The sequence below is a fragment of the Tenacibaculum retecalamus genome (assembly GCF_027941755.1).
Lineage (GTDB): Bacteria > Bacteroidota > Bacteroidia > Flavobacteriales > Flavobacteriaceae > Polaribacter > Polaribacter haliotis_B.
Genome location: NZ_CP115916.1, coordinates 2,099,364 through 2,119,909, shown reverse-complemented (window position 1 = coordinate 2,119,909; position 20,546 = coordinate 2,099,364). Strand labels below are relative to the sequence as shown.

Genomic DNA, 20,546 nt, shown 5'->3' with positions numbered 1-20,546 from the left:
AAGCAGCTAATGAAGTTATTGATAATTGTTTGATTATTAAAAATAGGAGTAACTATCTAATAACCTCTAATTATTTTTAAAGAAACTAACTGACTTTTCGCTATACCGAAATACTCCATTTAATTTCCCAACCCAAATGGCATTATTTTTATCTTCATTTATGCCAAAAAGCATTCCGTTATCACTAAATATTTGCGTAGATTTTGGTTCCTTGTTTAATAATGATTTTTTGTTGTAACGAGAAAGTCCAGCTTTTTGATTGTTAGAAGCGCCATGGGTAAACCAAATATTTTCTTTTGTATCTTCGTAAATAGCAGTAATATTTGTTGATGTTAGTTTAGTAAATGAATTACCACTGTAACGCCAAAGGCCATATTGTCCGCCTAACCAAATATCACCATTTTTATCTTCTAAAATTGCCCAAATATTCTTAAAGGTTTTGCCTTTGTAATCAGTTACTTCTGTAAAAGATACTTTGCCAGAATTAAGTTTACTTAAAGGATTATATATAACTAACGTTCCTCTAGTACCAACCCATATTTTACCTGTTTTATCTTCTAGAATTATATTAATACTGTTGCTTGTAAGTCCATTTTTTACAGTGAAATTACGAGTAATTATTTGTTTGTTAGGAGGTGTTTTTCCGTTAAAATAACTTATTCCTCCTTCAGTTCCAACCCAAATTCCACCAGCCATATCTTCGTAAATACACATAGTTCTGTTATGGGCAAGTCCATTTTTTGTGGTAAAATGGTTAAACGATTTTTTATTTGCTTTGAGTATTGTAGATTTAGGATATTGAAATACACCAAAATGAGTGCTAGCAACCCAAATAGTTTCATTTTTATCTTGCCAAACATCAAAAGCATCATAAGAAGCGATGCTTTCTTGTGTTTTGATATTTGTAAACGAGACTCCATCATATTTAATGATGTTTTTATAAGCAGCAAATAATAAATTTCCTTTTAGATCTTTCCTAATTTTGCGTGTAATTTTTGAAGGGGCATTAGTAGATTGTATCGTATCTGCTTTTTTAATAGGGTATATGTTGTTAAGAGTAACAACCTCTTTGTTCTTCTTTTTTAGTTGATCTGTTCGGTTTTGTGTTTTACAAGCGGCAAAAGAAGTGATAACTATAATTACACTATAAATTTGTAAAATTTTCTTCATTTTATACCGTTGCTTATGTTTTATAAATTACATATAAAAAACAATTATTCTACTTCTTTATTATCAACATAAAAATTTTCATCAATTTTAATTGTATTAGAATTAATTGATGTTGTTTGCCATTTTTCAGTTGGATTTAATCCTTGTTTTTTACTATCAACTAAAATAGTTAAAGGCATATTAAAATCAGCAACAACATTGTTCCAACGATAAGAAAGTTGGTTGTTTTTTATTTTATATTCAAAAACCGGGATTTTAACGGTACGTAAATATTGATCAAAAACTTTGGTTAAATCAATTCCGGATTGTTGTGAAATATAGTTTTCAACTTGTTTGGTGTTAACTGTTTTGTGATAAAAGACTTTGTTTAATCCGCGTAAAATTTGTCGCCATTTTTCATCATCATTAATTAAGGTTCTAATAGTATGTAGCATATTTGCTCCTTTGTAATACATGTCACCAGAACCTTCACTGTTTACGTTATATTGACCAATAATAGGAATGTCGTTCTGAATACTTCTACGAGTTCCGATAACATATTCTTTTGATGCTTTTTTACCGTAGTAATAATCTAAAAACAGGTTTTCAGAATAGGCAGTAAAACTTTCATGAATCCACATATCGGCAATGTCAATATTGGTAATATTATTAGCAAACCACTCGTGCCCCGATTCGTGAATAATAATAAAATCGAATTTTAAACCCCAACCAGTTCCAGATAAATCTCTACCTAAGTATCCGTTCATATATTTATTGCCGTAGGTAACAGAACTTTGGTGTTCCATTCCTAAATACGGAGCTTCTACAAGTTTAAATCCGTCTTCATAAAAAGGATATTTCCCAAACCAATGCTCAAAAGCTTTCATCATTTTTGGCGCATCTTTAAATTGCTTTTTTGCTTTTTCTAAATTATCACGCAACACATAATAATCCATATCTAATCCACCATCTTCACCATTATATTTTTCAGAAAAATGTACATAGTCACCAATATTTACATTTACTCCGTAATTATTAATCGGATTATTTACAAACCAATGATACGTTGTAGTGTTGTCTTTATGATGTTCGGTTTTACGTAATTTTCCGTTAGAAATATTCATTAAATTTTTAGGAACACGCACGCTAATTGCCATACTATCTACTTCGTCATACATGTGGTCTTTATTTGGCCACCATACACTTGCGCCTAAACCTTGGCAAGAAGTTGCTGCAAAATGATTTCCGTTATTGTCTTTTTTCCATGAAAATCCACCATCCCAAGGAGCGTTTTTTGCAACTTTTGGATGTCCTTCGTAATACACATCTAACGAATTTATACTTCCAGTTTTTTGAATTGCTTTTAACTGAATAAAATGAGCATTTCCGTCGGTAACTACTTTTAATTTTTTTCCGTTCTGAATTACTTTGGTAATTTTTAAAGGAGCCTGCAAATCAATTTGTAAAACATTATGAGGTTTTAAAACTTTGTATTGTACGGTATTTTTTCCGTTGATAAATTTTTTATCCGGATTTACGCTAATGTCTAAATGATAATAGGTTAAATTCCACCAAACTCTTTCAGGAGTAATAGATCCACGAAGTGAATCTTGTTTTGTAAATGTTTTAGAGTGGTCAAACAAAGATGTTTGTGCTAAAAGACTAAAACTAATTAGAAAAAATAAAATACTAAAAATTGATTTCTTACTCATAATGATTGTGTTCTTACAATATATGGCTAATATAAGTGATTAAACTCTTTTTTTATTGCGATGAACTTTAAGATATTTGCTTAAAATTATTTAAAATGTCTAAAGTTATTCTAATAACAGGTGCTTCTTCAGGAATTGGAAAAGCAATTGCTACGTATTTACATGCTAAAAATTACACCGTTTACGGTACAAGTAGGAATCCTGATAAAGTAAGTTTGCCTTTTAATATGGTTGCTTTAGATGTAACAAAACCACAAACCATAGAAAGTGCAGTTGCAGAAGTAATTGAAAAAGAAGGCAGAATAGATGTGTTAATTAATAATGCAGGTAAGGGTATAACAGGGTCGATAGAAGATACTCCGACTGATGAAATGCGTGCTAATTTTAATACGAATTTTTTCGGAGTTATAGATGTAGCTAAAGCTATATTACCACAAATGCGAAAGCAAAATTCGGGAACAATAATAAACGTTACTTCGATAGCGGGTTATATGGGATTACCTTTTAGAGGAATATATTCAGCAAGTAAAGGTGCTTTAGAACTGGTAACGGAAGCTTTAAGTATGGAAGTTAAAGGTTTCGGGATTAAAGTAATTAATGTAGCGCCAGGAGATTTTGCCACCAATATTGCATCAGGAAGATTTCATACACCGGTTTATGAAAATTCAGCATATAAAGAGACGTATACAGAGAATTTAGCTTTAATGGATGGCCATGTAAATTCAGGAATGGATCCGAAAGTAATGGCAAAAGCAATTCATCAGATCATAGAGAAAAAAATCCTAATATTCATTATAAAATTGGTGGATTTATGGAGAAGTTTTCAGTCGTGTTAAAACGAGTTTTACCAGATAAAGTTTACGAAAAACTGTTAATGAACCATTATAAATTGTAAATTTGTACAGTATTTTGCGTTAGGGATTGAAGCATTTGTTTGAGCTCTTTTTAATTATTGAACGTAGTGAGATTATTAAAAAAGCGAGTGTGTAAAGCCCGCTCGAACGCCCAAAAAAGAATAACACAACTTCAAAATAAATTATAACAAAATGAAATTTTTTATAGATACAGCTAACTTAGATCAGATTAAAGAAGCACAAGCTTTAGGTATTTTAGATGGTGTAACCACAAATCCGTCTTTAATGGCAAAAGAAGGAATTACTGGTGCGGCGAACATTATAAACCACTACAAAGCAATTTGCGAATTAGTTGAAGGTGATGTTTCTGCTGAGGTAATTTCAACAGATTTTGACGGAATGGTAAAAGAAGGTGAAGCTTTAGCTGCATTAAATCCGCAAATTGTGGTAAAATTACCAATGATAAAAGACGGAATTAAAGCGTGTAAATATTTTTCATCAAAAGGAATTAAAACAAACGTAACTTTAGTGTTTTCTGCGGGTCAAGCATTATTGGCTGCTAAAGCAGGAGCAACGTATGTTTCTCCGTTTATTGGACGTTTAGATGATATATCAACAGATGGTTTAAACTTAATTTCTGAAATTCGTCAGATTTATGATAACTACATGTTCGAAACACAAATATTAGCAGCATCGGTACGTCATACCATGCATATTATTGATTGTGCTAAATTAGGTTCTGATGTAATGACAGATCCTTTAAGCGCTATTGAAGGATTATTAAAACACCCTTTAACAGATATTGGTTTAGCGAAGTTTTTAGAAGATTATAAGAAAGGAAACTAATCAACTTAGTTGGTTTTTGTATAAATAAGTCAGAAAGTAGAAAATGTTTTACTTTCTGACTTTTTTTTGCGTTATAACTTTTTGACTTTGTAACTTTGCAGCCTTGTAATTAAATAGAATGTATCCAAAAAAAGAACTTGCTCAATTAGTTATTTCAGCCTGTAATCAATATAATATTGATACGGTTGTAATTTCTCCAGGTTCAAGAAACGCCCCGTTAACAATAGGGTTTTCAAATCATCCAGAGATAGAAACGTTAAGTGTTGTTGATGAGCGTTGTGCTGCTTTTTTTGCAATGGGAATAGCACAGCAAAAGCGCGAACCGGTGGCAATTATTTGTTCATCAGGTTCGGCGTTGTTAAATTATTATCCTGCGATAGCAGAAGCTTTTTATAGCAATATTCCGTTAGTTGTAATTTCTGCGGATAGACCTAAGCATTTAATTGATATTGGGGACGGACAAACCATTCGTCAAGAAAATGTGTTTGAAAATCATATTCTGTTTTCTGCAAATTTAGTAGAAAGCGAAAATCAATTAGAAAAGAATACTAACTTAATAGTAGAAGCATTACAAACAGCAATTACTAAAAAAGGATCGGTGCATATTAATGTTCCTTTTAATGAGCCGTTGTATGAAACGGTTGATGATTTAAAAGAATTTAATTTTTCCAACGTTATTGCGAACGAAGTGAAGCAATCTGTTAATTATCAAAAACTATCTGAAATTTGGAACTCTTCATCTAAAAAAATGATTTTAGTAGGGAATAATTTTCCTGATGATGAGTTGCAAAAAGTGCTACGTAATTTTACGAATGATGAATCGGTGTTGATTTTAACAGAAACAACGTCTAATTTATATCATCCGAAGTTTATAAACTCGATTGATAAATTAATAGCTCCGTTAACTGAATCGGAATTTTTAGCCTTACAACCAGATGTGTTGGTAACTCTAGGTGGAATGGTGATTTCTAAAAAGATAAAACAGTTTTTAAGAAAATACCAACCAAAGCATCATTGGCACGTTGATGCACTAAAACCGATGGATACTTACCATTGTTTATCGGAATTTATACAAGAAAAACCAATCAGTTTTTTACAGGAAATTGAAAGTAGAGGAGACACTATAAAGAGTAGTTACCAAAATAATTGGCTAACAAAAAAAGAAGAAAGAGCTAAAAAGCATCAGGATTATTTAACTGATTGCGTATATTCAGATTTAAAATCTTTTGAGACTATTTTAAATTTTATTCCTGATAATTCTCAGGTGCAAATAAGCAATAGTTCAATAATTAGATATTCTCAATTATTTGATTTGAATGCAACATTTCAGGTGTTTTGTAATAGAGGAACAAGCGGAATTGATGGTAGTACAAGTACAGCAATTGGCGCTGCATTTGCTGATGAAAAACCAACTACCTTTGTTACCGGTGATTTAAGTTTTTTTTACGATTCTAACGCATTGTGGAATACAAATATTCCAAATAGTTTTAGAATTATTATTTTAAATAATGCTGGCGGCGGAATTTTTAGATTCATTCCAGAGCCATCAACTACAAATGCGACTGATTATTTTGAAACACCACATAGTTTAACTGCTGAACATTTAGCAAAAATGTATGGTTTTAATTATACGGCTGTTGCTAATCAAGAAGAATTAAATGTTGAATTGAATGATTTTTATGAAACATCAAGTCAACCAAAAATAATGGAGATTTTTACTCCAAAAGAATTAAATGACGTAGTTTTAAAGAACTATTTTAAAAACTTATAAAATGGAATTAGAAGACGGATTACAAGAGGATTCACAAAATAGATTACAAGAAGGAGATCAGGTAAATTTAAAAATTATTGAGCAAACTCCACTAGGATATACTGTTTTAATTGATGATGAATTTGATGGTTTGTTGTTTAATAGTGAAGTATACCAAGACATAGAGGAAGGTATGGAAACTTACGGTTATGTTAAAAACATAAGAGAAGACGGGAAGATTGATATTTCTTTGCGACCTCAAGGTTTTAGAAATGTAATTGATACAGATGCAGATGTAATTCTTAGAAAATTAGATGAAAAAGGTTTTTTAATGCTTACCGATAAAAGTTCTCCAGATGCAATTAAATTTCGATTACAAATGAGTAAAAAAGCCTTTAAAAGAGCTATTGGTGGTTTGTATAAAGATAAAAAAATCTTATTAAAAGAAGATAGAATAGAGCTGATAAAGTAAATAAACGAACACAAAATAAAAAACCGCGACTTATTTAATTAAGTCGCGGTTTTTGTTTTAGATATAATACTTTATTTATCGTCCTCTTTTTCCTCTTCATTATCATCCTCTTCAGGAAGGTCTTCAATAATTTCTTCTTTTGGTTGACTTTCTTTTAAGCTAGTTGCACGTTTAATATTTTCGTAAAAAGCATTTGCGTTAGGATCAGAAGGTTCCATTTTACCATAAGCTGCTTTGTAATAAAACTCTGCTTTTTCGTAGTCCTTTCCTTTTTCGTAATACTTTCCTACATAAAAATCACCAATATGAGAATCTGGATATTTAATCATTACAAAATCACCTAAAACACGCAAATAATCGCCATCTAATTTATCAATAACGATTCCTTCAATAGCAAAAATATCATCTAAACGAACATTTAAATTCGATCCGTATAAATATTGAATGTCTAGGTATTTTTTTTCAACATATTTAATAGCTTCTAAAGGTCCTAAATCTTTAATATTTTTATCAAATTCGCTTTTCGTTATTTTAGCATACAAGTAAAACATTTTCTCAAAAGCTCTTGGTATTGTTTCTCCAATAACCGACAAGTGATTCGGTGCATTTGTAAATTTATCAAAAGTAATGTGTATGTTTTCTGCATTAAAAGAAGATAAAAATGTGCCTAATTGGCTAAATCGATCGTTTTGTTTAGCAGTAATATATTTCTTGTTGTTACTAGTGTATAAAAAATAAGAGTTATCTATCGAGCCTAATCTACTTAAAGAATAAGATTCTATTCTGCTTGCGCTAAATTCAGTAAATCTTGGAGTGATACATATAAAAGAGTTGAAAATAGGTTCAGCATCCTTTAAGAAATAAGTGATAAAATCAGCACCTTTTCCTTCACTTGCAATAGTCATAAAAGGAGAAGTTCTGTAATTTATTTCCATATGCGGAATTAACTCCTTTTTTATGAAATTCTGGAATTTCTTAGCGCTATTTGTTAAAGCATTGTTAGATGGAATAATCGCAACATCTTTAGTATAGGTTTCTCTCATATCAATACCAACTACTATCTGTCGAGGTGCTTTGTCTGTATCTGCATATAGTTTCGCATTACCTACATAAAGGTCAAAAAGATATTGATCACCTAAAACAATTGCTACTGGGTAGCTAACAGTTTCGTCTTTGTCATAATTTTTAGGGATGTAAATTTTTACAGTTCTACCTTTAGCAAATTCTGTTGAATTGATCTTTTCGGTAATTATTTTTTGTGAAAAAAGACTGGTACTTAGTAATAAAGTGACTAAAAAATATAGTTGTTTCATAAGATTCGTATTATATCGTTCAAATATAGAAAAGAAAAACAAAGTTATTATGTTATTTTTGCTCTACTTACTAACGTTAATATTTTAAAATTATGATACAACCTCAATGGAAAGTTGCCAAAGAGTATGAAGATATTACTTATAAAAAGTCGCACAATGTAGCGAGAATAGCTTTTAACCGTCCTAATGTGCGTAATGCATTTCGTCCGCATACAACATCAGAATTGTTAGATGCTTTTCAGGATGCACATGAAGATACGAATATCGGAGTGGTATTATTATCTGCGGAAGAGCCATCAACAAAAGATGGAATTTGGAGTTTCTGTTCAGGAGGAGATCAAAACGCACGTGGTGAAAAAGGATATGTGGGAAAAGATGGCTATCATCGTTTGAATATATTAGAAGTACAGCGTTTAATTCGTTTTATGCCAAAAGCAGTGATTTGTGTTGTTCCTGGTTGGGCAGTTGGTGGCGGACATAGTTTACATGTTACTTGTGATTTAACTTTGGCGAGTAAAGAGCACGCTATTTTTAAGCAAACAGATGCAGATGTTACTTCGTTTGATGCAGGGTACGGATCGGCATATTTAGCAAAAATGGTCGGTCAGAAAAGAGCCCGTGAAATTTTCTTTTTAGGAAGAAATTATTCAGCACAAGAAGCCTATGATATGGGAATGGTAAATGCGGTTGTACCTCATGACGAATTAGAACAGACTGCTTTTGATTGGGCGCAAGAGATTTTAGAAAAATCGCCAACATCAATAAAAATGTTAAAGTTTGCAATGAACCTAACGGATGACGGAATGGTAGGGCAGCAAGTATTTGCTGGTGAAGTTACGCGTTTAGCATATATGACAGAAGAGGCTAAAGAAGGTAGAGATGCTTTTCTTGAAAAAAGAAAGCCAAACTTTCCTAAAACATGGATTCCATAGATCTGTGTATATAGTTTGTCAGTTCGAGTGAATTTATGAAGAATGAATAAATTTATATCGAGAATAATTTAAATATTTAGTTTTTCAATAAAATGAAAATAATTTGTATTGGGCGTAATTACGCCAAGCATATCGAAGAATTAGCAAATGAAAAACCAGAAAATCCTGTTGTTTTTCTGAAACCAGATTCAGCAATCCTTCCGAAGAAAATGCCTTTTTTTATTCCGCCTTTTTCTAATGACATTCATTATGAAGTGGAGGTTTTGGTGAAAATAAATAAAGTAGGAAAACATATTTCTCCTAAATTCGCTCATAAATATTATGATGAAATAGGGTTAGGAATCGATTTTACGGCACGCGACGTGCAAGCAAAATGTAAAGAAAAAGGGTTGCCCTGGGAAAAAGCAAAAGCTTTTGATGGTAGTGCCGTTATTGGTGCCTTTTATCCGAAGGAAGATTTTAATTTAGAGAGTATTTCTTTTCAGTTGCATAAAAACGAGGAGGTAGTTCAGGATGGTAATTCGGAATCGATGTTGTGGAAAATAGATGAATTGATTAGTTATGTGTCGGAATATTTCACTTTAAAAAAAGGAGATGTTATTTTTACAGGTACTCCAGCGGGAGTTGGAGCGGTAAAAGAAAATGACATTTTAACAGGCGTTATTGAAGGTAAACAAGCTTTTGAAATTAAAATAAAATAATTATAAATCCCGCTTTTGCGGGATTTTTTTTAATAGGCATATGAACGCAGAAATAATTACAATAGGAGATGAGATTCTTATAGGTCAAATTGTAGATACAAATTCACAATGGATTGGGCAGGAATTAAATAAAATAGGCGTTTCAGTATATCAAATAACCTCTATTCAAGACGAAAAACAGCATATTTTAAATGCTTTAAAAGAAGCAGAAAGTAGGGCAGATATCGTAATTATAACAGGAGGTCTTGGTCCAACAAAAGACGATATTACTAAAAAAACAATCGCCGAATATTTTAAAGACGATGAGGTTGTTGAATATCCAGAAGTAATTGAGCACATAAAAGGTCTATTCAAAAAAATAAAGCATCCGTATAAGGAAATTCAAAGGTATCAAGCGCAATTACCATCTAAGGCAACGTTGTTAATGAATCATTTTGGGACAGCGCCAGGTATGTGGTTTTATGAGAATAATACTGTTTTTGTTTCGTTACCAGGTGTGCCTTATGAAATGAAAGGATTAATTACGAATGCGGTATTGCCTAAAATTCAAGAGAAATTTAAATTACCATTTATATCACACACAACAATAATGACGGTTGGTGTTGGTGAAAGTGTTATTGCCGAAAGAATAGAAACGTGGGAAAACAACTTGCCAAACTATATTAAATTAGCATACTTACCGTCGTTTGGTAAAGTAAGATTGCGAATTTCAGCAAAAGGAGCTGATAAAGAATTTATCGAAAAAGAAGTTGCAAAAAGTGTTTTTGAGTTAAATGCTTTAATTTCTGATGTTATTGTAGGCTATGATGAAGAAGCATCTATAGAAAGTAGTGTAGGTGTTTTGTTAAAGAAATTCAATAAAACGGTAAGCGTTGCTGAGAGTTTAACAGGTGGTAGAATAGGAGCCGATTTAGTTTCTGTAGCAGGATCTTCTGCTTATTTTAAAGGAGGTTTTATTACCTATACAGCAGCATTAAAAGAACAATTATTAGGGGTTTCAAAACAGGTAATTGAAGAATTTACAGTGGTAAGTAAAGAAGTTGCTAAAGAAATGGGGATTGGTTGTTTGGAAAGATTAAAAACAGATTATGCAATTGCAGTGACAGGAAATGCAGGATCAACTACTGATCATAATGATAAAAATGTAGGATTGGTTTATATTGCTATTGCTGATAAATACAATGTAGAGGTGCACAAATTTAATTTTGGACAGCCCCGAGAAAAAGTAATAAATAGGACGGTTACTAAAGCATTAGAACTGCTAAGCGAATATGTTTTGAAAAACAATTAAAGACTTGTTTGTTAGTTGTTTAAAGTTTGTTGATAGTTGTTTGCGAGTAAATAATTAAAAACTTATTAGTATAGCGTGTTTTTATTGATATAATTTCGTAAATTTGCCGACTGTTACGATTCCGGTAGGTTAGATGCTTAGCCTCAGTTAGAATATATCAAAAATAATAAGAATTTAAAAGAGAAATTTTTGCGCAATCAATATAAATGCGTAAATTTGCACCTCGTTTAGAAATAATACTAAAAACTGTCAAGAAGATGTCTAGAGTTTGTGAACTTACAGGAAAAAAAGCAATGGTTGGGAACAATGTTTCTCACGCATTAAATAGAACTAAAAGAAAATTTAACGCTAATTTAATGACTAAGCGTTTTTATATACCTGAAGAGGATAAGTGGATTACTTTAAAAGTATCTGCTTCTGCATTAAAAAATATTAATAAAAAAGGAATCTCTGCAGTGATTAAAAATGCTAGAGTAAACGGTTTCTTAACTAAGTAATTCCTTACTAGATAAAATTTTACAGAGATGGCAAAAAAAGGAAACAGAGTTCAGGTTATTTTAGAATGTACTGAACACAAAGCAACTGGTAAACCAGGAACTTCACGTTATATTACTACAAAAAACAAAAAGAACACTCCTGATAGAATGGAATTAAAGAAATTTAATTCTATCTTAAAGAAGATGACAGTTCATAAAGAAATTAAATAATTAAAAGTTTTTTTAAACTTTAAATAACCCATATAACATGGCAAAGAAATCAGTAGCATCGTTACAAACAGGCGCAAAAAGGTTAACTAAAGCAATTAAAATGGTAAAATCTCCAAAAACAGGAGCTTATACATTTGTTGAAGCTATTATGGATCCTTCAAAAGTAAACGATTTTATCGCGAAAAATTAATACTTTTCATACAAAATAAATAAAAGCTACTTTCATAAGAGAGTAGCTTTTTTTTTGTGCTAAAAAACTGTATTTTTGGGCGTTACCCTTCGGGTCAGGCTTTTGGCAGTCGCTCTCTGCGAGGAGCTTCAACAATGCCGCAATCCTTAACGCGAAAGTAATCGTATAATGACAATTTGACTATATAATAAGTTTGGTATAGTTTTTAACCTATATAAACGATTATAAAATATAACTATGAGTTTTTTTAAGAAAATCTTCTCTAAAGAGAAAAAAGAAACATTAGACAAAGGATTAGAAAAAACAAAATCTAGTTTTTTTACGAAGCTTTCTAAAGCTGTTGCAGGAAAAACAACAGTAGATGATGATGTTTTAGATAATTTAGAAGAAGTATTAGTCTCTTCTGATGTTGGTGTAGATACTACGTTAAAAATTATCGAAAGAATTGAAGCAAGGGTTGCTAAAGATAAATATGTAGGAACAGAAGAGTTAAATCAGATTTTAAGAGAAGAAATTGCAGGTTTACTTTCTGAAACAAATACAAAAGACGACACTGAATTTACAATTCCGGCAAACACAAAACCATACGTAATAATGGTGGTGGGAGTAAACGGAGCAGGTAAAACAACTACGATTGGTAAATTAGCAGCTCAGTTTAAAAAGCAAGGTTTAAAAGTTGTTCTTGGAGCAGCAGATACATTTAGAGCAGCTGCAATAGATCAATTACAAGTTTGGGCAGATAGAACAGATGTACCTATCGTTCGTCAAGAAATGGGTTCTGACCCTGCTTCTGTAGCCTTCGATACTGTTAAGTCAGGCGTAACGCAAGATGCAGATGTAATTATTATAGATACTGCAGGGCGTTTGCATAATAAAGTTAACTTAATGAACGAGTTAACGAAGATTAAACGTGTAATGCAAAAAGTTGTGCCAGATGCACCACATGACGTTTTACTAGTGTTAGACGGTTCTACAGGTCAGAATGCGTTTGAGCAAGCAAAACAGTTTACAAAAGCAACTGAAGTTACTTCTTTAGCAGTAACCAAATTAGACGGAACAGCAAAAGGTGGAGTAGTAATTGGTATTTCAGATCAATTTAAAATACCTGTAAAATATATTGGAGTAGGAGAAGGTATAGACGATTTACAAGTGTTTAATAAATACGAATTTGTAGATTCTTTTTTTAAATAGAATTACATACATATAGAATATAAAAAAACTCCTTTTAAGGAGTTTTTTTACACATTGTTGGCATACGTTTTTTATTTCCGATTTTTATTGTAAATTTGTAACCAATGTGTAAGGTTGTGTAATATGGTTACAAAAGAATATTATTCGTTAAATGAGGTTTCCCAAATTTTAGGTAAGAGTAAAGAAACTTTAAGACGTTGGGACAGGGAAGGTAAATTTATTGCTGTTAGAGAGCCTATTAGCCAATATAGAATTTACAAAAAAGAACAAATTAATACGCTATTGGGGCAGTTATCTATAGATTATGAAGATACTGTTGATAATTTTGTAGCACCCATTCAAGAGTTTAAAGTTTTAGAATTATTTGCAGGAGCAGGAGGTTTGGCTGTAGGTATGGAAAAAGCAGGAATTAAATGTGTAGCCTTAAACGAAATTGATAAATGGGCTTGTGAAACATTAAGAGAAAATAGACCAAATTGGAATGTTTTAGAAGGGGATATTAAATCTTTTGACTTTACAGAATATAATAATCAAGTAGATATTGTTACTGGCGGATTTCCTTGTCAAGCGTTTAGTTATGCAGGAAAAAAATTAGGGCTACAAGATGCAAGAGGAACACTTTTTTATGAATTTGCAAGAGCAGTAAAAGAGGTTAACCCACTTATTTGTATTGGAGAAAACGTTAAAGGATTGTTGTCTCACGAAAAAGGAAAAACAATTGAGGGAATGATTTCAATTTTAGACGAAATTGGTTATAATGTTGTTCCTGTACAAGTGTTAAAAGCGATTAATTACAGAGTTCCACAAAAAAGAGAACGTGTGATTTTAGTAGGAATTCGTAAGGATATTGATTTAAAATATGAATACCCAAAACCACATAATAAAATCTATAATTTAGTTGATGCCCTTAAAAAAGGAGAATTGTATGATTGTAATGTGCCAAAATCTGAAGGCTCAAAATATCCTGAACATAAAAAAGTAGTTTTAGATTTAGTCCCTCAAAAAGGATATTGGAGAAATTTACCTTTAGATATTCAAAAAGAGTATATGGGAAAAAGTTTCTATTTAGGAGGAGGAAAAACAGGAATTGCTCGTAGAATAGGTTGGGATGAACCGAGTTTAACACTTACCTGTAGTCCAGCTCAAAAACAAACTGAAAGATGCCATCCAGAAGAAACTCGTCCGTTTACCGTAAGAGAATATGCGAGGATACAAACTTTTCCAGATGATTGGAAGTTTATGGGGTCAGTTTCTCAACAATATAAACAGATAGGAAATGCCGTTCCTTGTAATTTAGGGCAAGAAATAGGTTACTCGATAATTAAATTTTTAAACGCTTATTACTTAAGCTTATCAAAACCTAAATAGTAGTTGTAGTTTTCAAAAGTAATTTCATTTAAAACACTTCTGTTTGCTTCTTTAGAACTTGTTGAAATTTCTTCAAGAGCTGAGTTGTTTTGTGTTTTCTTATTTTCATGTTTACTCAAGTAATCAGAAATTGCTTGTGGTAAAATTTGGTATAATTCAAACAGGGCATTTTCTTTTCCTGAGAGTAATTTATAAAATTGGTCTCCTGATATTTTGTAAACTCTACTATGGCTGTATTCTTTCCCGTTGATTTCTCCAAACCATTTTTCATTAAAACTATTTTTAGCTAAAACTTGTACCCAATAACATTTAGCTTGTTTGTAAGTATCTGCGTATTTGGCTAATTTTTGAAATAAACTTTCGGCAGAACTACTATTCATTGTATTGTGCTTGTTCTTAATGTCGGCAAATAAAGTGTTATCAGTTGCTTTTATATCAAATCCACTTAGGTTTCCTATTTCAAATCCTGTAATTCCTCCTAATATTTCCTCGTGAAAAGTTCCTATAGAGTTGTTGATAGATTTATCTATTTGGCGATTTATTTCTGTCTTAATCAATGTTTCTTCATCCAAATCGTTGAATTTAGCGTCAAAAGTTAATTTGATCGTATCAATCTTGTTTTTATAAAACTTCTTTTTACTCACATTAGCCTTGGCTTTTAAATATGATTTATGTAGATTTTCAATGCAAGATAATAGGTGTTCGTCAGATATAAAACTTAAATATTTATTCGTCATTTTTAATTACCTATTTTGGGTAAGACGAATTTAGAGAATATAATTGGGTTTTCGAAATCTTGATTTTTAATGTCTGACTAGCTTATCAAAAGGATAAAATCGTTTTAATGATTTAAATCCAACGTTATTGAAGCTATCAAAAAAAGGAGCAAGAATCAAACAAAAGTAGTAAGGGTGTAAAATATTTAAGATGTATCTTTGCACTCTAAATTTTTATAGTACAATGCGCACAAAATCACCAAAGCAAAACAAAATCAACGTAGTTACTTTAGGATGTTCTAAAAACATTTACGATAGTGAAGTGTTAATGGGGCAATTAAAAGCCAATGGTAAAGACGTGGTTCATGAAGATCCTGAAGATGATGGTAATATTGTTGTAATTAATACTTGTGGTTTTATAGGTAAGGCCAAAGAAGAAAGCATTGATACTATTTTGCATTATGCGCAGCGTAAAGAAGCAGGAGAGATAGACAAAGTATTTGTTTCTGGTTGTTTAAGTGAGCGTTATAAGCCCGATTTAGAAGCTGAAATTAAAAATGTAGATCAGTATTTTGGTACGCACGAATTACCAGAATTATTAAAAGTATTAGAAGCAGATTATAAACACGAATTAATTGGTGAACGTTTAACAACAACACCAAAACATTACGCGTATTTAAAAATTGCTGAAGGTTGCGATCGTCCTTGTTCTTTTTGTGCAATTCCTTTAATGAGAGGGAAACATAAATCTACACCAATTGAAGAAATTGTTATAGAAGCTACAAAATTAGCCGAGAAAGGAATTAAAGAATTGATGTTAATTGCACAAGATTTAACCTATTACGGATTAGATATTTATAAAAAACGTGCTTTAGCTGATTTATTAAAAGAATTGGTAAAGGTAGACGGAATAGAATGGATTCGTTTGCATTATGCATTTCCTACAGGTTTTCCGATGGATGTATTAGACGTAATGAAAAACGAACCAAAGGTTTGTAATTATTTAGATATTCCGTTACAGCATATAAATACCGAGATTTTAAAATCGATGAAGCGTGGTACAACCCACGAAAAAACAACTTCACTAATTCATAAGTTTAGAGAAGCTGTGCCAAATATGGCAATCCGTACTACTTTAATTGTTGGGTATCCGGGAGAAACGGAAGAACAATTTCAGGAATTAAAAGATTGGGTTGAAGAAATGCGTTTTGAGAGAATGGGTGCTTTTGAATATTCTCATGAAGAAAATACGGGCGCTTTTGTTTTAGAAGATGATGTTCCTGCGGATGTAAAGTTCCGTCGTGTAAACGAAATTATGGAAGTGCAATCTCAAATTTCTTGGGAATTAAATCAGCAAAAAATAGGAAAAACGTTCCGTTGTTTATTTGATAGAAAAGACGGAGAATATTTTTACGGTCGTACAGAATTTGATTCACCAGACGTTGATAATGATGTAATTGTAGATGCTACGAAACATTATATAAAATTAGGTGAGTTTATAGATATTAAAATAGATGAAGCTGGTGATTTTGACTTATACGGAACTCCGTTGGTTAAACAAGAAAAACCAACAAGCTTAAATCAAAAAAGAAAATAAATAATTAAGAGTCTGTTTTAAATTCTAAATAAAGTACTTTTTTAGATGTAAACGTCATGCTGAATTTATTTCAGCATCGCATAAAACTAAGAACTACAGTAAATTAAGATGCGAAACCGAAATGAATTCAGTTTGACGGATTTGATTTTTTAGCTTTAGTGATAAAAGGTTTTTAAATGAAATTTAAACAAACTCTAATAAACTTATATTAAAATATAAATCCTGCTTTTAGCAGGATTTTTTATGCTTTAAATTCTATAATTTAGCCTTATGAAAAAAGCGTATTTTAATTGGAGTTCAGGAAAAGATTCGGCATTTGCATTGTATAAAGTATTACAGCAAAAAGAATATCATATCGAAAAGTTAATAACGAATGTAAATGAAGATTATCAACGTGTTTCTATGCACGGACTTCATGAAAATTTATTAGAAGCACAAGCAGAAAGTATTGGTATTCCGTTAGAAAAAATATATTTTCCCGCGGATGTAACGATGGATTTATATAATGAGAAAATGTTAGAAAAAACTGCTGAGTTAAAATCATTAGGATTAAACCATGCTGTTTTTGGAGATATATTTTTAGAAGATTTAAGAAAATATAGAGATACAAAATTACAAGAAGTTGGTATTACAGGTGTGTATCCGTTATGGAAACAAGATACAAAAGAATTATTGAGAGCGTTTTTAACACTTGGTTTTAAAACTATTACGGTTTGTGTAAATGCTAAAAAGTTAGGAGAAGAATTTGTTGGTAGAATTATAGATGAAGATTTTATAAATGAATTACCAGAGGATGTTGATGTTTGTGGTGAAAATGGTGAGTTTCATACTTTTTGTTTTGACGGATCAATTTTTAATAAACCAATTGAATTTGAAATAGGTGAGAAGTTACTAAAATCATATACGTTAAATAAAGATGACTCTCAGAACTGTCATAAAGGCACATCAGAGAAAGTTAAAAATTACGATACTAGTTTTTGGTATTGTGATTTAAAACTAAAAGAATAAGCGACTGTTTAAACTTTAAATAAAGTGTTTTTATAGATATAAACTTGATGCTGAATTTATTTCAGCATCACATAAAACTAATAACCACGGCAAATGAATCCGTAAAACTGAAATGAATTCAGTTTTACGGATTCGGTTTTTTAGCAATAATAGTTTTTTAAAATGTAGCATAAGTTTTTAGCCCCGATTGAAGCATTTGTTTGAGCTCTTTTTTTGATTTTTTTTCAAAAAAAAGCGAGTGCGTAAAGCGGGAAATAGCTTCAAATAAATTATATAAATCTAGCGCTATTTTGTTTTAAAAGAGGGCTGTTATAAACTTTAAAATCGATATTGCTGGAGTGTTTTCGTAACACGTTTTACAGTTGGTGTACATAAACAAGCAATCTGTTAAATCGGTAAGCATGTGTAGTAAAAGACCGATACCAATTATGCGGTATGGTTTTTTAAAGAACAATAAAATTACGTAGCCAATCATGGCGAAGTATGAGTGAAAAAAATGAAAGCCAAAGCTGCATCTATTCGGTTGAAATATTGGCGTAGACAATAAATGATCTAAATCGACCAGCATAGTTGCTATTAAAATTAAGTAGACTTTTTTCCAATTATTGTTAAAAAATAAAAAGGCAATTATAAGCGGAAACCCGAAGTGTAAGAAGTAGTGAATAAATGTTTGCATTGCTAAAATTTTTCAAAAACGCCTAGCCCAAATAAAGCAAAATCGTATTTTACGGGATCATTTTTATCGAAACTTCGTAAGGTAATATCTAATTCGGTTAAAGCTTTCCAATCATTATGTTTTCTGGTTAATATTCCCAGTTTTCGAGCAACATTTCCTGAATGTACATCTAACGGACAGTGTAAATGTGCAGGTTTGTGTGTTTTCCAAATGCCTAAATCTACACCAGTATTATCATTACGAACCATCCAGCGTAAAAACATGTTTATACGTTTTGATGCTGAGCCTTTCAGCGGATCAGAAACATGTTTTAATGTTCTTTGCTGGTGTTGGATTTCAAAAAAAACTTGTTTAAAATTATGTATTGCGAGTTGATAATTATCTTTATTTTGGGTTGATAATATTGCTTCTAATCCGTTATGATTTTCATAAATGTTTTTAAGGGATTTTATAAAAAATCTAAAATCATCAGCATTAAAAGTACGATGTACAAATCCGTTAAAATTATCTAAATCATCATTAGTGTGATTCATTACAAAGTCATAGGGCGAATTGCCTAGTAACTCAACCATTCGTAATGAATTTTTGATTATCATTTTACGATTTCCCCAAGCTATAGTTGCCGCTAAAAAACCTGCAATTTCAATATCTTCTTTTAAAGAAAATTGATGCGGAATTTGAATTGGGTCACTCTCAATAAAATCTGGATTATTATACGTTGTTACTTTTTCGTCAAGAAATTCTTTAAGTTCAATCTTATTCATAATTATACAAAATCTGAAGCAAAGCTCATTAAAATAAAAAAGGCATTGTAGCTGGCGTGTAAAAGGATACTCCAAATTAAGCCAAAACGGACTCTGATAAATCCTAAATAACCACCTAATATTATTTGCGGTGCGACTAAAATAGGTGCTAGTATAAGTACGTTTGTTGTTATTTCGAAATTAGATAAATGTATGAACCCGAAAATGAAAGCAAAGGCGTAGAAAATCAGTTTAAAATATTTTTTGCGATGAAATAAAGTGATTGGAGCTCTAAAAAACAACTCTTCTAATAAAGGCGCAGCAACAACTACAAATAGAAAAAGCTTGAGTTTAGACATGCTTTTTATTAATTCTTCCATTGCATGCGTATTCATGTCTACGTAACCGAAATGCTCTATTAAAGCAAATAGTGGAGTTATTATAAATGCTGTAAGTATGCTTATAACAAGTAAGTGTAAGAATTTTTTAAATCGATAAGAATTATCTTGATTTGGATCCTTTTCTAAAACAGGATTTTTTAAATACTTAATCAATTCGTTAAACGTGTTTTTCATGTTTACTTTTATTTATAAGTAGTTAAAAAGAGTAGGGTGTTACATTAAGCAACAATAACTCCGTCTTTCATCGTTAAAGTACGATCTGCCATTTTAGCTAATTCTTTATTGTGGGTAACTAGTACAAAGGTTTGCCCGAATTTATCACGTAATTCAAAAAATAATTTATGTAAGTTTTCTGCGGATGTTGAATCTAGATTTCCAGAAGGTTCATCTGCAAAAATTACTGAAGGTTCGTTTATTAAAGCTCTTGCAACTGCTACGCGTTGTTGTTCTCCACCAGAAAGTTCGTTTGGTTTGTGGTTTTCTCTATGTGATAAGCCTAAGAAAGATAATAACTCTTTAGCCCTTTTTTCGGTAGCTATTTTAGATTTGCCACCAATAAAAGCAGGAATACAAACGTTTTCTAACGCTGTAAATTCAGGAAGCAATTGATGAAATTGAAAAATGAATCCGATATGTTTGTTTCTAAAAGAAGAAATTTCTTTATCACTTAGCCCTTTGGTAGAAACGTTATTAAGAGATAACTCATAGTTTTCATTTACTTTGGGTTTATCTAGGGTTCCTAAAATTTGAAGTAACGTGGTTTTTCCTGCCCCCGAAGGACCAACAATAGCTACAATTTCTCCTTTTTTAATATGAAGATTTACACCTTTTAAAATTTCAACTTCCCCATAGTGTTTATGGATGTTTTTAGCAACAATCATAGTTATATATTCAATGTAACGAATGTATAAAAAAGAAATCAGATAACC

21 protein-coding genes and 1 pseudogene are annotated in these 20,546 nt (G+C 31.3%); 14 read left to right on the top strand and 8 right to left on the bottom strand.

The window, feature by feature from the left end; all coding sequences use genetic code 11:
- Positions 1-66 precede the first annotated feature (66 nt).
- The gene (locus PG912_RS10025; RefSeq protein WP_275687437.1) at positions 67-1,170 is read right to left on the bottom strand and encodes a ligand-binding sensor domain-containing protein; all 1,104 of its coding nucleotides are present in this window, start codon (positions 1,168-1,170) and stop codon (positions 67-69) included.
- A 44-nt stretch (positions 1,171-1,214) separates the two neighbouring features.
- Positions 1,215-2,861, bottom strand: a complete 1,647-nt coding sequence (locus tag PG912_RS10020; RefSeq protein ID WP_275687436.1) for a M1 family metallopeptidase — start codon at positions 2,859-2,861, stop codon at positions 1,215-1,217.
- A gap of 95 nt (positions 2,862-2,956) precedes the next feature.
- Between PG912_RS10020 and PG912_RS10015 the strand changes: the two are divergent.
- From PG912_RS10015 to PG912_RS10000, 4 genes and pseudogenes are all read left to right on the top strand, one after another.
- Positions 2,957-3,756 (top strand): annotated as a pseudogene (locus PG912_RS10015) (SDR family oxidoreductase).
- Positions 3,757-3,907: 151 nt separating this feature from the next.
- On the top strand, positions 3,908-4,561 hold the full coding sequence (gene fsa / locus PG912_RS10010) for a fructose-6-phosphate aldolase (RefSeq protein ID WP_275687435.1): 654 nt from the start codon (positions 3,908-3,910) through the stop codon (positions 4,559-4,561).
- Between the two features lie 118 nt (positions 4,562-4,679).
- The gene (menD, locus tag PG912_RS10005) at positions 4,680-6,332 is read left to right on the top strand and encodes a 2-succinyl-5-enolpyruvyl-6-hydroxy-3-cyclohexene-1-carboxylic-acid synthase (RefSeq protein WP_275687434.1); all 1,653 of its coding nucleotides are present in this window, start codon (positions 4,680-4,682) and stop codon (positions 6,330-6,332) included.
- Between the two features lies 1 nt (position 6,333).
- Positions 6,334-6,783: a S1 RNA-binding domain-containing protein gene (locus PG912_RS10000; protein WP_260586695.1), complete on the top strand. Its 450-nt coding sequence runs from the start codon at positions 6,334-6,336 to the stop codon at positions 6,781-6,783.
- Between the two features lie 71 nt (positions 6,784-6,854).
- Here the strand turns inward: PG912_RS10000 and PG912_RS09995 are convergent, their stop codons facing one another.
- Positions 6,855-8,096, bottom strand: a complete 1,242-nt coding sequence (locus PG912_RS09995; RefSeq protein WP_275687433.1) for an alpha/beta hydrolase-fold protein — start codon at positions 8,094-8,096, stop codon at positions 6,855-6,857.
- Positions 8,097-8,188: 92 nt separating this feature from the next.
- Between PG912_RS09995 and PG912_RS09990 the strand changes: the two genes are divergently transcribed.
- From PG912_RS09990 to dcm, 8 genes are all read left to right on the top strand, one after another.
- Entirely contained in the window at positions 8,189-9,028 is an 840-nt protein-coding gene (locus PG912_RS09990; RefSeq protein WP_275687432.1) for a 1,4-dihydroxy-2-naphthoyl-CoA synthase, read from the top strand.
- 92 nt (positions 9,029-9,120) lie between these two features.
- Complete coding sequence (locus PG912_RS09985; protein WP_275687431.1) at positions 9,121-9,729, top strand: fumarylacetoacetate hydrolase family protein; 609 nt, start codon at positions 9,121-9,123, stop codon at positions 9,727-9,729.
- A gap of 40 nt (positions 9,730-9,769) precedes the next feature.
- On the top strand, positions 9,770-11,020 hold the full coding sequence (locus PG912_RS09980; protein ID WP_275687430.1) for a competence/damage-inducible protein A: 1,251 nt from the start codon (positions 9,770-9,772) through the stop codon (positions 11,018-11,020).
- A gap of 257 nt (positions 11,021-11,277) precedes the next feature.
- A complete protein-coding gene (gene rpmB, locus PG912_RS09975; RefSeq protein ID WP_260586690.1) occupies positions 11,278-11,517 on the top strand; it encodes a 50S ribosomal protein L28 in 240 nt (79 codons plus the stop codon).
- Between the two features lie 27 nt (positions 11,518-11,544).
- Positions 11,545-11,727, top strand: coding sequence for a 50S ribosomal protein L33 (gene rpmG / locus PG912_RS09970; protein WP_028887391.1), 183 nt, complete (start codon positions 11,545-11,547; stop codon positions 11,725-11,727).
- 37 nt (positions 11,728-11,764) lie between these two features.
- Complete coding sequence (locus PG912_RS09965) at positions 11,765-11,917, top strand: DUF4295 domain-containing protein (RefSeq protein WP_068704382.1); 153 nt, start codon at positions 11,765-11,767, stop codon at positions 11,915-11,917.
- Positions 11,918-12,154: 237 nt separating this feature from the next.
- The gene (gene ftsY / locus PG912_RS09960; protein WP_260586689.1) at positions 12,155-13,108 is read left to right on the top strand and encodes a signal recognition particle-docking protein FtsY; all 954 of its coding nucleotides are present in this window, start codon (positions 12,155-12,157) and stop codon (positions 13,106-13,108) included.
- Positions 13,109-13,231: 123 nt separating this feature from the next.
- Positions 13,232-14,476, top strand: coding sequence for a DNA (cytosine-5-)-methyltransferase (dcm, locus tag PG912_RS09955; RefSeq protein ID WP_275687429.1), 1,245 nt, complete (start codon positions 13,232-13,234; stop codon positions 14,474-14,476).
- Here dcm and PG912_RS09950 read toward each other — a convergent pair.
- Positions 14,449-15,213, bottom strand: a complete 765-nt coding sequence (locus tag PG912_RS09950) for an Eco47II family restriction endonuclease (RefSeq protein ID WP_275687428.1) — start codon at positions 15,211-15,213, stop codon at positions 14,449-14,451. The genes dcm and PG912_RS09950 overlap by 28 nt on opposite strands.
- 223 nt (positions 15,214-15,436) lie before the next feature.
- Here PG912_RS09950 and rimO point away from each other — a divergent pair, with 223 nt between their 5' ends.
- On the top strand, positions 15,437-16,789 hold the full coding sequence (gene rimO / locus PG912_RS09945; protein WP_275687427.1) for a 30S ribosomal protein S12 methylthiotransferase RimO: 1,353 nt from the start codon (positions 15,437-15,439) through the stop codon (positions 16,787-16,789).
- Between the two features lie 270 nt (positions 16,790-17,059).
- Positions 17,060-17,797: a Dph6-related ATP pyrophosphatase gene (locus PG912_RS09940; RefSeq protein WP_275687426.1), complete on the top strand. Its 738-nt coding sequence runs from the start codon at positions 17,060-17,062 to the stop codon at positions 17,795-17,797.
- 295 nt (positions 17,798-18,092) lie between these two features.
- On the opposite strand, the gene PG912_RS09935 is transcribed toward PG912_RS09940, so the two are convergent.
- Genes PG912_RS09935 through PG912_RS09920 form a run of 4 tightly spaced genes read right to left on the bottom strand, consistent with a single transcriptional unit; the run spans position 18,093 to position 20,498 of the window.
- Positions 18,093-18,473 (bottom strand): DUF6122 family protein, encoded by a 381-nt coding sequence (locus PG912_RS09935; RefSeq protein WP_275687425.1) that lies wholly within the window; start codon positions 18,471-18,473, stop codon positions 18,093-18,095.
- A 2-nt stretch (positions 18,474-18,475) separates the two neighbouring features.
- Positions 18,476-19,237, bottom strand: coding sequence for a TIGR02757 family protein (locus PG912_RS09930; RefSeq protein ID WP_275687424.1), 762 nt, complete (start codon positions 19,235-19,237; stop codon positions 18,476-18,478).
- A 2-nt stretch (positions 19,238-19,239) separates the two neighbouring features.
- Positions 19,240-19,791 carry a CPBP family intramembrane glutamic endopeptidase gene (locus PG912_RS09925; RefSeq protein ID WP_275687423.1) on the bottom strand — a complete coding sequence of 184 codons (552 nt, stop codon included), beginning with the start codon at positions 19,789-19,791 and terminating at the stop codon, positions 19,240-19,242.
- 44 nt (positions 19,792-19,835) lie between these two features.
- A complete protein-coding gene (locus PG912_RS09920) occupies positions 19,836-20,498 on the bottom strand; it encodes an ABC transporter ATP-binding protein (protein ID WP_275687422.1) in 663 nt (220 codons plus the stop codon).
- Between the last annotated feature and the right edge of the window lie 48 nt (positions 20,499-20,546).